This window comes from Carboxydothermus hydrogenoformans Z-2901, from assembly GCF_000012865.1.
Lineage (GTDB): Bacteria > Bacillota > Z-2901 > Carboxydothermales > Carboxydothermaceae > Carboxydothermus > Carboxydothermus hydrogenoformans.
The window spans coordinates 1214742-1229490 of sequence record NC_007503.1; the positions used below are offsets into that span (position 1 = coordinate 1214742).

A 14749-nucleotide genomic window follows, 5' to 3' on the forward strand; every position below is an offset into this window, starting at 1 on the left:
TTTTTCTTTGGTTTAAAGTGGTAAAATTTTGGGTAAAGAAAAAGGAGGTTATAACTATTTTTTTAGTTAGCGCTTGTTTAGTTGGTTTAAATACAAAATATGATGGTACTAACAATTTAAATCCCCGGGTACTGGAGTTTTTAAAAGATAAATTATTTATTCCCATTTGTCCCGAACAATTAGGTGGTTTGCCAACACCCCGCTTACCGGCAGAAATTATTTCGTATCCCGAACTTAAAGTAATCAATATCAAGGGTGAAGATGTAACAAGTAACTTTTTCCGGGGAGCTCAGGAAACCTTAAAAATTGCTCAATTTTATGAAAATAAATTATCCGGTATCATCCTTAAAGAAAAAAGCCCTTCCTGCGGCGTAAATTACATTTACGATGGAAGTTTTCAAAAACGGTTAATTCCAGGAATGGGTGTTACCGCTCGGCTTCTTTTTGAGCATGGTTTTAAACTTTTTACCGAAAAAAGTATAGGGAGGGAGGCGGATGGAAATCTATCGTGGCAATATTTTTCGCCCCCCGAGTGAAGCAAATAGCGTTATTTTACAAGTAACGGTGGGATGCAGCCATAATAAGTGTACCTTTTGCGGAATGTATAAAGACAAGGTTTTTCAGATAAGGCCTTTAAAGGAAGTTAAAGAAATTATCAACTTTTTTAAGCTAAATTATCCCTTTGCCGAAAAAGTTTTTTTAGCCGATGGCGATGCTTTAAGTGCTCCTACCGAATACCTAATCGAAGTATTAAAGATGTTAAAAAACAGCTTTCCCCGGTTAAAAAAAATAAGCAGTTACGCAGGACCTAAATCGCTTTTAACTAAAAGTGCCGAAGAACTGCATTTGCTTCGAGAACACGGGATATCACTTTTGTACCTCGGTCTTGAAAGTGGTTCAGATACGGTTTTAAAAAAGGTCCAAAAAGGATTTTCTGCCGAAGAGATAATCAACGGGTGTCAAAAAGCAAAAGAGGCAAATTTTGAACTTTCCATAACCGTAATATCCGGATTGGGTGGCAAAGAGCTCTGGCAAGAACATGCCCTATCTTCGGCTGAGGTCGTTTCCAAAATAAGTCCCCATTTTTTAGCTACCCTCACATTAATGTTAGTACCCGGTACAAAACTATACAAGGATGCAGAAGAAAACCGCTTTCAGCTCCTTTCGAGCAAAGAAATTTTACAGGAATTAAAATTGTTTTTACAAAATTTAAACTTATCCAATACGGTATTTCGCAGTAATCATGCTTCAAACTACTTACCATTAAGAGGAGTACTTAATCAAGACCGCGCTAAACTTATTAAAATTATTGATGAAGCTCTCGAAGAAAAAGGAATTTGGCCATTGCGCCCCGAATATCTTAGAAGGCTATAAAAAGGAGAGTTGTAATGATAAAAGCAGTATTTTTTGACTTAGATGGTACTTTGTTGGACACTTTTGATCTGATATATGAATCGTTTAAACATGTTTATAAAAATTTTCTAAATAAAGATATCACCAGGGAAGAGATTTATCCCTATTTCGGCAAACCACTCATTTATTCCTTTGAAAATTTAGATCCGGAAACAATCGACCAAGTGATAGCTGCTTACCGTGAATTTAATTTACAGCATCACGATCAAATGGTAAAACCTTTTCCGGGGGCAAAAGAAACTTTGAAAAAATTAAAACAAAGGGGTAAAATACTTGCCGTCATTACATCAAAAGTAAAAAGTACTGCTATAAGAGGCCTTAAGTTATTTAACCTGGACCGATATTTCGATCTCGTAGTTGCTTTGGAGGATACTGAAAAACATAAACCCGACCCTGCTCCGGTGTTATACGCTCTAAAATTTTTTCAATTAAAGCCAGAACAATGTTTAATGGTTGGCGATAGTCCTCATGATATGGTAAGTGCCCAAAGAGCTGGAGTTAAAACTGCTGCGGTAAAATGGAGCGTTTTACCTTGGGAGGATTTGGTAAAAACAAAACCGAATTACATTTTAAATTCTTTTGACGACTTGTTAAAAATAACCGGGGTGGAGTAAACTGTGGCGATAAATCCCATAAATCATTTAAGTCTTTTAAACATTCTTGATTCAATTCATAATGCTATTGTAGCCATCGACGAAGAAGGAAAGGTTATTATTTTTAATAAAGCCAGTGAAAGAGTTTTTAACTATCCTGCAAAAAAAGCTTTGGGAAAAAATATAAATGAAGTCTTGCCGTTTAGCGGGCTTAATAAGGTGCTGAAAACTGGCGAATCCCATATTGGTCGCAAATTTAAAATTGGGGATAACTTGTATGTAGTTAACCGAACCCCACTTTATTACAAGGGTAAGATTATTGGTGCTATTGGGGTAGCTCAGGAAATTAATGAACTAAAAAACATTGCCGATGAATTGGAAAATGTTTTGGCTTTAAAACAAACTTTAGAAACCATCCTCGAAGCGGGCCAGGAAGGATACATGGTTCTGGATTTAGATAAAACGGTCACCCACGCCAATAAAGCAATTGCTGACCTCTTTGGCCTAAAGTTAAGCGATATCGTCAATAAACCTATTAACTCCTTAACCGCAAATCCTTTCTTTTGTGAATTACCAGAATCCGCCGACGATATAAAAACAGAAGTTGTAGAAATTAACGGCAGGCAAGTGGTAGCTTTTAAATACCCGATAGTAAAAGATTACAAACTTTATGGAGGAGTAATCAAAGTTATTTTTCAAGAAGTCAGTGACTTATTAGCCTTGGCTGAAAAGGTTAATCAATTAAATTCCGAATTATCGTATTATAAAAACGAATTAACTAAATATACGTCAAAACAATTTACCGAAAATAAAATAATCGGCAATCATCCCTCTATTGTACGCTTAAAAGAAATAATTAAAAAGATAGCTCCTTATAACACCACCGTTTTAATCCGGGGGGAAAGTGGAACCGGAAAAGAATTAGTTGCCCATGCCTTACACGTGGAGAGCGGAAGACCGGGTAGCTTTATAAAGGTTAACTGCGCCGCAATTCCGGAAAATCTCTTCGAAGCAGAGCTTTTTGGTTATGTCGAAGGAGCGTTCACCGGAGCTAAAAAAGGAGGACAAATCGGTAAGTTTGAATTAGCAAATAATGGTACAATATTTTTGGATGAAATAGGGGATATGCCCTTAACTATGCAGGCTAAACTTTTAAGGGTACTGCAGGAAAAAGAAGTTGAACGGCTGGGAGACCGAAAGACAAGAAAAATTAACGTTAGGGTAATTGCCGCAACCAATCAAAACTTAGAAGAACTTATTAAAAAGAAGAAATTTCGGGAAGATCTTTACTACCGGCTTAATGTAATTTCGTTATACGTACCAGCTCTAAGGGAAAGGATTGAAGATTTACCTTTATTAATAAAATATTTCATAGAAAAATTTAATAAAGAATACGGAACCAATGTTACGGGTATTTCTCCGGAAGTTATGGATATATTTATGAATTATTCCTGGCCGGGAAATATCCGAGAACTTGAAAATGTCCTGGAAAGGTGTTTTAATTTAGTTGAGGGCAAAGTCATCGAAAAAAAGTATCTACCACCGTATATTCTGGGAGAAGAACTAAAAAATAAAGAATTTCCATTAGGACAAAGTCTTACAAATTTACTTGAGGCATATGAAAAAGAATTAATTAAGGCAGCTCTTTTAAAAGCTAAAGGCAATAAAAGTAAAGCGGCCAATCTTTTGGGAATATCCCGCCAATGGCTTCACAAAAGACTAAAATATTTTAACCTTTTACCTTAAAAAATTTTTGGAAAGGACGTAAAAGACAATGTTCAGCGAAACTGAAAAAGAAACAACAAAAAGTTTTTCCTGGAAAAATGAAATAAAAGAATTCATTTCAGCAGCAATCTGGGCAGTAATTTTAGCGTTTATCATTAAAACTTTTATCTTTCAACTGACTTACGTTCCAACCGGTTCAATGATACCCACAATTTTACCAAACGACCGGGTCGTAGTTTTGAAATTCTGGTATAAAATTAAGCCTATAGAGCGGGGACAAATAGTGGTTTTTGATCCTCCGAATTCAGCAAATTCACCGCCCTTTATAAAAAGAGTAATTGGGCTTCCGGGGGAAACATTGGAAATTAAAAATAATACCGTTTACATCAACGGTAAACCGTTAAAGGAAAATTATTTACCTGCAAAAATGGAAATGGAACCCTTTGGACCTTTTAAAATTCCCAAAGATGCAATTTTTGTTATGGGTGATAATCGCCAACACAGTGCTGATAGCAGGTATTTTGGTGCGGTACCGATAAAAAACATAAAAGGTCGGGCAGTTTTAACCTACTGGCCGCTTAACCGGGTAAAGGTCTTAAGATAACCAGAAAGTCTGGTTATCTTTTTTAAAGCTTTTTAGTTTACATAATACTTATTATGGGAAGTTATTTTTTAAACAAAAAAGTGGACTACAAAGTTAGTCCACCATTAAAGATATTTTTTAAGCTCCTCCTCAATCTCTTTAAAATCCAGGTTATTTAGACTGTCCTTATCACTATCATTTATTTTTTGCATAAGAACATTACCGCTTCTTTGTTTTTTACGAATAAAGTAATTTACAAATAAACCACCGGCTATTAACCCGATACCGGGCATTATCCAGGCTAAAAAGTTAAATCCTTTAGCAGTTGGCGCCGCCAGCCGTTCCTGGCCATCTCTTTTAACGTAGTAACTTAAGATTTCCGCCTCCGTCTTTCCTTCATTTAGCATTTTCTTAACTTCGTTCCTAATAGTTTCAGCCTGTTGACACTCGCATTCATAGATTTTTTGTTTACCACAACCACATAAACAGACCATTTTACTGGTAATTTCTTTAAAAAGGTTTACATCATACGCAAAGGCTGTAGTATTTAACATAATCATCAAGCTTAACATAAGTATCATGATGAAAAAATTTTTTCTTAAAAACATTTTTTCACCTCCTTAAATGATTATACCACATTTTGTAGTATGTTTGACAAAAAAGAAAAGCAACAACCACCGTTGCCTCATTTTTTTTCTGGTGCCATATGAAACTCTCGAAAAAAAGGCGTATAATCCACCTTCATGTGATAATTAGGAGTTGGCCAGCCAAATTGCTGGCGCTGAGCCAAACGAAAAGCCGCTCCGTGTTTTTTCATTTCAAACCCTACACTACTGCAAAGTTTTTCCGGCTCAAGAGCTTCCAGATATAACACCTTTTCTTCTACAGCACTCTTTATTAACTCCTCACCCGGTAAAGACCTTACTAACAGGGCTGAAGTGCCGCTGAAGTTATCTCCAATTGTCGGAGAAGCCCAGTAATCTCCTACAGCAATGTCGGCAAGTTCACTACTCCAGTCGATACACATTTCACACCGGTCCCTTTTGTAATTGGGCATTAACATATGATAAACATACCGGTGACGGTCAATAGTAATGGTTTTATCACTATGAAGCTTTACCACAAAATGTCCCGGCCATTCTCCTCCCCGGTACTCCAAATTAGCTATTTCTTCCATGTCATCTACACCGCACCACTCCACCAAAATATGCCGCGTACCCTCGAAATAAAACTGAGAAGCACAAAACAAACCTATTGCTAATTTAATTTTCCCCGCTATATCCCTCGGTATATCATAATACTGCATCTTACGCACCGCATGAATATGGCAGGGAAGCCCAACAATTCCTACGCGCTGGCATCCCGCCTTTACAGCTTCCCGGAAGAGCATATTAACAGGCACTACGGCGTATTTTGATTGGGCTGCATCTATAATTTCTTTTTTGCTTTTTGCTAACTTGGCCTCGGTAAGCCAAGGTTTTTCTTTATTAAAACCAGCCACAATGGCACAGTCAATTATTCCTTTTTCTAATGCATACACCAAGAGCGCCGTTACCACTCCTCCACTTGCACCCTTTATTCGGATAATTTCTTCCCCAGCATACCCAACATAGCTTCCGCGATAGAATCCCAGGTCTGTCAAAGTAGGGTTACGATTGCTACCAAAAAAATGTTTTTCAAATTCCAAAAGCGGCACATCGCTTCCCGGGCAAATGCGAAAGCAAATCCCGCACTCTGAACATTTGTCTCTGCAAACCGGCATAGGTTCGCCGTACACCCGGGTCATTTCAAGCGCCCCATTAGGGCATACTCCAACACAGCTGCCACAACCCGTACATAAGCCTCGCCGAATTACTAAATTTTCTAATTGGGGAAATCCCGTTTTCATTCCTTTTATTTTCCCCCACTTTTTTTAGGAATTGCTATAATATTACCCCATTTTGAAAACTATTCAGTTAAGATTTCCTGTTTTTAAAATTTCGTTTTGTAAATTTTTTGGAAATAAAGGGATTATTTCATACACAATAGGCTTTAATACCGCTTGCCACGCTTCCTTTTCTTCCGGAGTTAAATCATGAATCTTAATATTTTGATCATTTCGAATACGGGCTAAATCTTCAGCATTTTGTTCTAATGCTATTTTTCTTTGCCAAGCAGTAACTTCCTTTAAGGTGTCTAAAAGGATTTTTCTTGTTTCTTTGTCCAAGCTGTTAAAATAATCCCTGTTCATTAAAACCGCATATCCTAAGTAACCGTGATTGGAAACAGTTACATGGCTTTGTAGCTGGTAAAACTTTTTGGAGTAGAGATTTGATGGGGTATTTTCACTACCATTTACTTTTTTATTTTCTAAAGCTGCAAATACTTCATTAAAGGAGAGGGGCACCGGAATTGCTCCTAATTTTAAAAACTGCTTTTTTAAAATAGGGCTGTCCATAATACGTATTTTTAAACCTTGAAAGTCTTTCAAATTTTCTAAAGGCCGGTCAGCGGTAAGAATTTTAAACCCATTATCCCAGTAGGCCAACACTTCTATCCCTTTTTCTCGCATGCTTTTTCTTAATAGTTCTCCTACCGGCCCATCTGCCAATTGATGCACCTGCTCTAAATCGTTAAAGAAAAACGGAAGATCAAAAACCCCCCAGCGTTCATCTAATCCAGTTAACTTGGAGGTCGCAGGGGCAATAATCTGGACATACCCCTTTTTCAATGCTTCCAACTCTTCGCCATCTTTATAAAGAGTGCCATTGGGATAAATTTTCATTTCTATCCGTCCACCACTTCGTTGATAAATCAGATCGGCCCACAGGCGGGCAGCCCGCCCTTTGGGCGAAGCATCGCTTACCACGTGAGAAAAGGTTAAAACTATTTTTTCTTTGGGACTCGTCTGTTCAAAATCAATTGCTTTTGGCGCACATCCCTGCAATCCCAAGAAAAGCAAACTTAAAATTAATAATAAACCTCGCACCATCTCTCCTCCAAAGTCTTTTTTTAAAATTATACTCTTTTAAATCTACCCTTTTAAAGATTTAAATGCCGGGAAATCCCGGCATCTAATCTTTCATTAAGACCCTGGGAATGTACAGGGATATATCCGGCCAAACCATTAGAAGAATCATAACTAAAATCATGATTACAATAAACGGTATTACCCCTTTTACTACCTCTTCCAATTTTTCCTTGGCCATATTGCTCACCACAAAAAGGTTTAAGCCCACCGGTGGTGTAATCATTGCCAGCTCCATGTTTACCGTCATTACTATAGCAAACTGGATTAGGTCAATCCCGAGATGTTTTATCATCGGCAACAAAATCGGTAGCGTAATTAAAGTAATGGAAACTGCTTCTAAAAAGGTTCCCATGATAAAAAACATTAAGTTTGTTGCCAGAAAGAAAGTAAACTTGGTTAAATTAGCGTTTTTAATCCATTCTCCAACAATATTGGGAATTTGGTTGGTAACGATAAACAAGCCAAAAACCATCGCAGCAGCTATAACCAAGTAGATCATAGATACGGTATTAATAGTATCTACCAAGATTCCTCTAATATCTTGGAGTTTTAACTCGCGGTAGATAAAAACCGAAACAAATAAAGCATAAAAAAGCGAAAGCACTGCTGCTTCGGTCGGGGTAACAATACCAGAGTAAATACTTCCCAGGATAAATACCGGTAAAAACATTCCGGGCAAAGCCTTAACCGTTGCTTTTATCCTTGTCGCCCAGTCCGCTTTTTCAGCTCCTTTAAAGTTTCCCCTTTTAGCATAAATTATTGCACTTAATACCAGAACCCCCGCCAGGAAAAGCCCCGGCAAAAGGCCGCCCATAAAAAGCTTACCGATACTCTCTTCCGCGGTAATTCCATAAATTACGAGGGTTACGCTGGGCGGAATTAAAATTCCCAAAGTACCCGCTGCCGCAATAAGTCCCATACTGTATCGTTTGGGATAGCCACTTTCCAAAAGTGCCGGCAGCATTATTGAGCCAATTGCTGCTGCTGTAGCCGGACTTGATCCCGAAATTGCCGCAAAAAAAGCACAGGCCAAGATTGTAACCACCGACATCCCGCCGGGCAAATGACCAATCCAGGCTTTTAAAGCTTCAATTAAATACCTGGCAATCCCGCCCCGGGACATAATAACCCCGGCAGCCACAAATGCCGGTATTGCGATTAGGGGCGGGGAAAGAAGGGAAGCAAACATACGCTGCACGATAAAATATAAGGTAAACTTTCCGCTTAAATATAAAATAATGACTGCAGCCGTACCCAGGCTTATCGCAATCGGTACGTTTAAAAGAAAAAGCAAGATAAAAATCGCAAATAACAATAACGTTAGAGTTCCTACATCCATTTTACAGCCCCACCTCCTTTGATTGGATCAACTTCTGCCAGGTGTCTTTTTTTAGCAGTAGAAATACTTTTTCAACAAATCTTACCACCATCATAAAGCCTGATATTGGCAAAACCAGGGATACAATCCAAAGCGGGGTTTGACTGTCTGCCGAACCCTGGCCTAAAACTTTGTAGGTAACTACTAATTTTATACCGTAAATTAACATTAGAATTGCAAAAAATGCCCCAACTGAATTGGCAAAAATACTTACAATTCGCTTTCCTTTTGGTGAAAGCCGGTCATACAGTATATTTACTTTAATATGGTGATCATCACGCAATGCAGTAGCAAAGCCAATCATGGCGCCCCACACTATTAAATACACCGAATATTCGTCTAAAAGGGCTATTGGTTTACCAAAAACGTAACGCAAAAGCACATTTACAAAAATAAGCGTAAGGCCTGAGTATAAAAGTCCGCCACTTAAGTAATCCTCTAAGCCCTCGTAGATTTTTATCCATAACGATTTTTCCCGCAAAACAATTCCCTCCTTTGTTAGTAAAAAGGGCACATCCGTTGATGTGCCCTACTCGGCATTTCTCGCAGCATCCATGATCTCTTTACCAATAATTGATTCATATTTTTTATAAAGCGGTTCAAAAACTTTAATGAAAGCCTCCCGGTCCTGTGGAGTTAAATAATAAAACTCAAGCTTGCCGCTCTTTTTAAGGTTTTCCATGCTTTTCTGGTTTAACTCCGTTGAAAGCTTAATTTCATATTCAGTAGCTTCGGCCAGAGCTTCTTCCAAAGCTTTTTTAATATCTTCAGGCAGGCTATCCCAGAAGGTCTTATTGGTTAAAACCACATAATCCAGCCGTCCATGACCCGAAACCGTGAGATATTTTTGCACTTCAGCATACTTTTGGGTATCGATGTTATTAAAAGTATTTTCCTGTCCGTCTACCGTTTTGTTTTGCAGGGCAGTATAAACTTCTCCAAAAGGTATAGTCTGGGAGCCGGCGCCTAAAAGTTTAAATTGCTCTTCCAAAACACCTCCGGATTGAGTTCTAAATTTAAGCCCTTTAAAATCTTCTGGTCTTCTCAAGGGACGTTTAGAATTGGTAAAATGCTTTGCCCCGTTTGGCCACCAGGCTAGACCAATGATACCTTTATCCTCCAGGCTTTTTAAAAGCTTTTGACCTGCGGGGCCCTGATAAAACTTAAGTGCTGCTTCTTCGCTCTTAAACAAAAAGGGAATATCAACAATTTGAAACTGCGGATTTAAACCTACCAGTTTGGTTACCGAAGGTGCAATAAATTGAACGTTATTTGCGATTAACGCTTCTAACTCCTCCTTATCCCCGAAAAGCTGGCTCGATGGATATACTTCCACCTTTACTTTTCCACCGGTTTTTTGCTCCGCAAGCTCTTTAAATTTTAATGCCGCCTGCCCCTTGGGAGTAGTTTCCGCCACTACGTGGGAAAACTTGATAACAATAGGTTCGGTTTTCTTTTCCCCTTCCTGTTTGCTTCCGCACGCAACTAACGCAAATACCAAAAACAGGACTAATACGGCAATAAAAATATTTCTGCTAAACTTTAACAACAAAGCCACCCCCTTAAAATGATTTTATATTTTTAATATAAGAATTTTTCTAAATATTTAAAATATTTTACTCGTAAAGTTAATTTTGTTCTTTTTGTTCAGCGAAGATAATAATAATTTACCGGTCTGCCAATACTACCATATCGTATTTCCTTTCCGGCAAGACCTTCCCTTTCTAAGTATTCCAGGTATCTTCGGGCCGTGACCCGCGATATTCCTGCTCTTTTGGCCACTTCCGCTGCTGCCAGCGGTTCCCTTGTTTCTTCCAAAAGAGACAAAATCTTTTTTAAAGTAATATCATTAAGCCCCTTCGGAAGCTCACCCCCAGCACTTGATCTGGCAAAAAGACGGTCAATATCTTCCTGTTGAACACTTCTCTTCCGGCCTATTTTTAAATATTTATTTTTATAGGTTAAAAGTGCTTTTACAAGCCGCTCTTTTTTGAAAGGCTTGATAATATAATCTACCACACCGTACCGCAATAATTCAGCTACTATTTCTCCTTGCTGAGCTGCAGTTATGGCCAGCACATCCACCGAAATATTTTGCCGGCGAATTTCCTTTAACAATGTTAAACCGTCAATATCGGGAAGGTAAATATCCAGGATGAGAAGTTCTGGAGAGTGGTTTTTTAAAAAGTTTAAAAGTTCACTACCGCTTTTAAGAGCTGCAATTATTTCAAAACCTTCTACTTCCTTTATAAAATTCTTATTTATCTCCAGGACCATGGGGTCATCTTCAACGATAACCGTTTTAATCATTTTTCTCACCTCCTACTTTGATTAAAAAAACGGTTCCTTTGGAAGTTGATCTAATTCTAATTTTGCCATAAACATCCTCTAAATGCCTTTTTACAATGTAAAGTCCATAACCACGATTTTCCCCTTTTGTAGAATACCCTGGCTCAAAGATTTTATTTTTTTCAACTTTTATTCCCGGCCCTGTATCAAGTACAAGAAGAAAAAATCTTCTTTTATTCGCCTGGATTTTAAGATAAACCTTTTTTATTTTTCCTGATACCGCCGCTTCCAGGGCATTTTCCAGAATGTTGCCGGTAATCTCAATGACTTTGGTACTGTCAAGTTTGGCAGGATATCCTTCAACAAAACTTCGCCGATTAACCAAAAATTCTACCTTTAATTCCGATGCCCTGGCGGCTTTCCCCAAAATAAGCCCGGCCAGAGCCGGGTCCTTAATTTTTTTTGTTAAAAATGTTGTAAGCGCCTGTTGCGTGTCCGTCAAACGAAAAATTAGGTCCAACGCTTCGTCCACCCTACCCAGTTGAATAAGACCGGCAATAGAATGAAGACGGTTTAAGTTTTCATGGTTCTGAACCCTTAATGCTTCGACAAACTTTTTTACTCCGGTCAATTCTTCCGCTAATTTTTGGACCTCACTTTTTTCCCGAAAGACTGCAACCGCACCTATAACCTTACCCTTAACCTTTAAGGGCAACCGGCTGGAAATTAACTGCTTGCCGCCTACAAAAATTTCACGATTATACACCGGTTGCCCCGTTGCCATCACTTCAGGAAGCCTGCTTTCAGGGGCAACTTCTCCGATATTTTTACCCAATACCTCTTCTTGCCGGAGATTTAAAATAACTTGAGCCGCCGGATTTACCAGGGTAATATTCCCCATCCGATCGATAGCCACTATTCCTTCGTTAATGGTATTTAAGAGAGCATCCCGCTGTTCCACAAGACTGGCAATTTCTTCCGGTTCTAACCCCAGAATTTCCTTTTTTATTTTTACCGCTAAAAAACCTGCCCCTATTGCTCCAATAAATAAACCCAAAAGAGTTGCTAAGTATATTCCTTCCCGGACACTTTTTAAAAGCTCCCACCAGGTAGGAAGCAGTATTCCCACCACCACAACCCCAATTTGCTCTGTAAAAGATTCATTTTTGACAGGAACAAAAGCCCTAACCGCTATCCCCCTTATTCCTTTTGCCTCAGAAATATATTCGTTATCGGCAAAAGCCGGCCCTTCATCTCCTCCGGAAAATTTTGAGCCTACCCTTTCCGGAAGAGGACTGGAATAGCGTATACGATTCATATCCAGTACAACTATATAATCAACATTGGTCGCCCGGCGTATTCTTTCAGCTACCGGTTCAATCTCCTTAAAACCTTCCGGCCTGCCCAGGTATTTTTTAACTGTAGGGTTTTCCGCTACCGTCCTACCAATTGCCAGGGCCCGCTTGCCGAGTTCCTTTTTTAATTCCACCGCTGCTTTATAGGTAAGAAAGAATCCTGAAAAAAAAAACCGAAAAAGCTGCAACCGTAAAAGCTAATAAGGTTATTTTTGTTGCAAGTTTAAATCTCCTCATTATTCTTCCCTCAATATTTTTTAATTTAGAGTTTAAAATTCGTTAGAAAATTTAAAATTCCTTGTGACTATAAGATTCACTTAGATTAACGCATAAAAAAGCGACCCCTTTAGGAGCCGCTTTTTTCCAAAAGTTCAAGGGTATGTTTAAAGACATCATCCGGGCTTATCTTAATTCTTGCTATTCCTTCCTCTAAAGCCGCTTTTGCCACTTCGCGAGCAACTGTTGATGCAACTCTTGCATCGAAAGCTTTGGGTAAAATATAATCTTCATTAAGCTCATTTTCGGCAACCAAAGAACTTATAGCATAACTTGCTGCTATTTTCATCTTTTCGGAGATATCTGTCGCCCTTACATCCAATGCACCCCGGAAAACTCCCGGGAATGCCAAAACATTATTTACTTGATTGGGGAAATCGGAGCGACCGGTAGCTACAATCCTGGCCCCCGCTCTTTTCGCTTCATCGGGGTAGATTTCCGGTTCTGGATTGGCCATAGCAAAGACAATTGCATCTTTATTCATTGACTTAACCATTTCTTCCGTTACTTGTTTTGCTTTGGAAAGTCCAATAAAAACATCTGCTCCCTTTAAAGCATCCTTAAGGGTTCCTTTAATATTTTCAGGGTTAGTGATTTGGGCTAATTCTTCTTTGTATTTATTCATTCCTTCTTGACGGCCCCGGTAAATAATTCCCTTACTATCACACATTATTAAATTTTTTACTCCGCTTGCCATAATAAGCTTGGAAACTGCAGTCGCTGAAGCCCCTGCACCATTGACCACTACTTTAATCTTTGAAATATCTTTATTAACTATTTTTAACGCATTTATTAGAGCCGCCAGGGTAACAATAGCGGTTCCATGCTGGTCATCATGAAAAATGGGAATGGATGTTTCTTTCTTTAATCGCTCTTCGATGTAAAAACAATTAGGTGCTGCGATATCTTCTAAATTAATCCCTCCAAAAGTAGGCTCTAAAAGTTTTACTACCTCGACAATTTTATCCGGATCTTTGGTATCAAGGCAAATTGGGAAGGCATCAACCCCGGCAAATTCTTTAAAGAGGAGTGCCTTACCTTCCATTACAGGCATGGCGGCATAAGGTCCAATATCTCCTAATCCTAAAACTGCAGTACCGTCGGACACTACCGCCACCATATTCCAGCGGCTGGTATACTCATATGACAAATCCTTATTTTCAGCAATTAACTTACAGGGCTCTGCAACTCCAGGGGTATAGGCTAAAGATAAGTCTTCCGCAGTTTTAGCAGGTACTTTCGACTTTACTTCAATTTTTCCGCGAAATTTCTTGTGTAATTCTAAAGCTTTAGCTTTAAAATCTGCCATTTTAAAACCTCCTTTAATTTAAATTAAACAGTAGGCTCAGGAGCTTTTATTCCTCCCCGAGCAGGCTTTTCCTTATTTAAAGGAATTAAGCGGGCTTTAGGTTTGCGGCCGGTGAAAAAGAACGACCTTTTAAAAAGCTGGATAGCCAAAGCAGGGTCAACGCCTTTAGGACAGGCTTCAGCACATGCACCCGCCATATGGCAGCGCCATAAACCTTTTGGATTATCGACCTGAACTTTTCTTTCCTTTTCCCCAAAATCGCGATTATCAGCATTATATCTATATGCTTGGGCCAAAGCTTGCGGTCCGGGAAAATCCGGCGTAGTTCCTACCGTAGGGCAAGCCGCCAGACAAGCACCGCATTTTATACAATAAGCAAATTGCAGGTATTCTTCAAGTTCTGCCGGTGTCTGGGAATATTCTCCGGTAGGATTTATAAATTCCTGCTCGTTTTCAGGTATTACATATGGCTTGACATTTTTATGTTTTTCAAAAAGCGGAGTTAAATCCGGAACTAAATCTTTTATATTTTTATAATTAGGCAGTGGAGCAATCTCTATTACGTCAGTCCCGAGGGATAAAGCTTGAGTTTCACAGGCAAGTCGCGGCTTTTTATTAATGTACATCGCGCAGGAACCGCAAATACCCATTCGGCACGAGGCTCTAAAAGCCAACGTGGCATCAATATTTTCTTTTATATAGTAAAGACAATCTAAAACTGTCATGCCTTCTTTTACATCGAAAGTATAATCTTGAAAATACGGTTGTACATCTTTTGCAGGATCATAGCGCCAAATTTTAAACCTTACCTTCAATTC

General features: G+C 38.8%; 15 protein-coding genes. 5 read left to right on the forward strand and 10 right to left on the reverse strand.

Going from position 1 to position 14749, the window contains the following annotated elements; translation table 11 throughout:
- Positions 1-56: 56 nt before the first annotated feature.
- From CHY_RS06300 to lepB, 5 genes are read left to right on the forward strand one after another with little or no spacing between them, the layout of a single operon-like run.
- Positions 57-536 carry a DUF523 domain-containing protein gene (locus CHY_RS06300; RefSeq protein WP_049752128.1) on the forward strand — a complete coding sequence of 160 codons (480 nt, stop codon included), beginning with the start codon at positions 57-59 and terminating at the stop codon, positions 534-536.
- Positions 496-1374 carry a B12-binding domain-containing radical SAM protein gene (locus CHY_RS06305; protein ID WP_011344265.1) on the forward strand — a complete coding sequence of 293 codons (879 nt, stop codon included), beginning with the start codon at positions 496-498 and terminating at the stop codon, positions 1372-1374. The genes CHY_RS06300 and CHY_RS06305 overlap by 41 nt, the downstream gene beginning before the upstream one ends.
- Before the next feature lie 14 nt (positions 1375-1388).
- Entirely contained in the window at positions 1389-2027 is a 639-nt protein-coding gene (ppaX, locus tag CHY_RS06310; RefSeq protein WP_011344266.1) for a pyrophosphatase PpaX, read from the forward strand.
- Positions 2028-2030: 3 nt separating this feature from the next.
- Positions 2031-3752, forward strand: a complete 1722-nt coding sequence (locus CHY_RS06315) for a sigma-54-dependent Fis family transcriptional regulator (protein WP_011344267.1) — start codon at positions 2031-2033, stop codon at positions 3750-3752.
- A 28-nt stretch (positions 3753-3780) separates the two neighbouring features.
- On the forward strand, positions 3781-4335 hold the full coding sequence (gene lepB / locus CHY_RS06320) for a signal peptidase I (protein ID WP_011344268.1): 555 nt from the start codon (positions 3781-3783) through the stop codon (positions 4333-4335).
- Between the two features lie 104 nt (positions 4336-4439).
- Here lepB and CHY_RS12740 read toward each other — a convergent pair whose 3' ends face one another.
- The 10 genes from CHY_RS12740 to CHY_RS06370 all read right to left on the reverse strand — a co-directional run bounded on the left by CHY_RS12740 (position 4440) and on the right by CHY_RS06370 (position 14746).
- Positions 4440-4922 (reverse strand): cytochrome c-type biogenesis protein, encoded by a 483-nt coding sequence (locus tag CHY_RS12740; RefSeq protein WP_011344269.1) that lies wholly within the window; start codon positions 4920-4922, stop codon positions 4440-4442.
- Between the two features lie 77 nt (positions 4923-4999).
- Positions 5000-6202, reverse strand: coding sequence for a Coenzyme F420 hydrogenase/dehydrogenase, beta subunit C-terminal domain (locus tag CHY_RS06330; RefSeq protein WP_011344270.1), 1203 nt, complete (start codon positions 6200-6202; stop codon positions 5000-5002).
- Positions 6203-6265: 63 nt separating this feature from the next.
- The gene (locus tag CHY_RS06335) at positions 6266-7285 is read right to left on the reverse strand and encodes a TRAP transporter substrate-binding protein (protein ID WP_011344271.1); all 1020 of its coding nucleotides are present in this window, start codon (positions 7283-7285) and stop codon (positions 6266-6268) included.
- Positions 7286-7367: 82 nt separating this feature from the next.
- Positions 7368-8663, reverse strand: coding sequence for a TRAP transporter large permease (locus CHY_RS06340; RefSeq protein WP_011344272.1), 1296 nt, complete (start codon positions 8661-8663; stop codon positions 7368-7370).
- Position 8664: 1 nt separating this feature from the next.
- Complete coding sequence (locus CHY_RS06345) at positions 8665-9183, reverse strand: TRAP transporter small permease (RefSeq protein WP_041537691.1); 519 nt, start codon at positions 9181-9183, stop codon at positions 8665-8667.
- A 48-nt stretch (positions 9184-9231) separates the two neighbouring features.
- Positions 9232-10251: a TRAP transporter substrate-binding protein gene (locus CHY_RS06350; protein WP_011344274.1), complete on the reverse strand. Its 1020-nt coding sequence runs from the start codon at positions 10249-10251 to the stop codon at positions 9232-9234.
- A gap of 98 nt (positions 10252-10349) precedes the next feature.
- Entirely contained in the window at positions 10350-11012 is a 663-nt protein-coding gene (locus CHY_RS06355) for a response regulator (protein ID WP_011344275.1), read from the reverse strand.
- Positions 11005-12480 carry an ATP-binding protein gene (locus CHY_RS06360; RefSeq protein WP_049752084.1) on the reverse strand — a complete coding sequence of 492 codons (1476 nt, stop codon included), beginning with the start codon at positions 12478-12480 and terminating at the stop codon, positions 11005-11007. The genes CHY_RS06355 and CHY_RS06360 overlap by 8 nt, the downstream gene beginning before the upstream one ends.
- 212 nt (positions 12481-12692) lie before the next feature.
- Positions 12693-13931, reverse strand: a complete 1239-nt coding sequence (locus CHY_RS06365; protein ID WP_011344276.1) for an NAD(P)-dependent malic enzyme — start codon at positions 13929-13931, stop codon at positions 12693-12695.
- Between the two features lie 23 nt (positions 13932-13954).
- The gene (locus CHY_RS06370; protein ID WP_011344277.1) at positions 13955-14746 is read right to left on the reverse strand and encodes a succinate dehydrogenase iron-sulfur subunit; all 792 of its coding nucleotides are present in this window, start codon (positions 14744-14746) and stop codon (positions 13955-13957) included.
- Positions 14747-14749 lie beyond the last annotated feature (3 nt).

What these genes read in the sequence shown, in the direction of transcription:
- CHY_RS06305 (WP_011344265.1), top strand. Translation starts at nt 496, where the DNA reads ATGGAAATCTATCGTGGCAATATTTTTCGCCCCCCGAGTGAAGCAAAT.
- ppaX (WP_011344266.1), top strand. Translation starts at nt 1,389, where the DNA reads ATGATAAAAGCAGTATTTTTTGACTTAGATGGTACTTTGTTGGACACT.
- lepB (WP_011344268.1), top strand. Translation starts at nt 3,781, where the DNA reads ATGTTCAGCGAAACTGAAAAAGAAACAACAAAAAGTTTTTCCTGGAAA.
- CHY_RS12740 (WP_011344269.1), bottom strand. Translation starts at nt 4,922, where the DNA reads ATGTTTTTAAGAAAAAATTTTTTCATCATGATACTTATGTTAAGCTTG.
- CHY_RS06330 (WP_011344270.1), bottom strand. Translation starts at nt 6,202, where the DNA reads ATGAAAACGGGATTTCCCCAATTAGAAAATTTAGTAATTCGGCGAGGC.
- CHY_RS06335 (WP_011344271.1), bottom strand. Translation starts at nt 7,285, where the DNA reads ATGGTGCGAGGTTTATTATTAATTTTAAGTTTGCTTTTCTTGGGATTG.
- CHY_RS06340 (WP_011344272.1), bottom strand. Translation starts at nt 8,663, where the DNA reads ATGGATGTAGGAACTCTAACGTTATTGTTATTTGCGATTTTTATCTTG.
- CHY_RS06355 (WP_011344275.1), bottom strand. Translation starts at nt 11,012, where the DNA reads ATGATTAAAACGGTTATCGTTGAAGATGACCCCATGGTCCTGGAGATA.
- CHY_RS06365 (WP_011344276.1), bottom strand. Translation starts at nt 13,931, where the DNA reads ATGGCAGATTTTAAAGCTAAAGCTTTAGAATTACACAAGAAATTTCGC.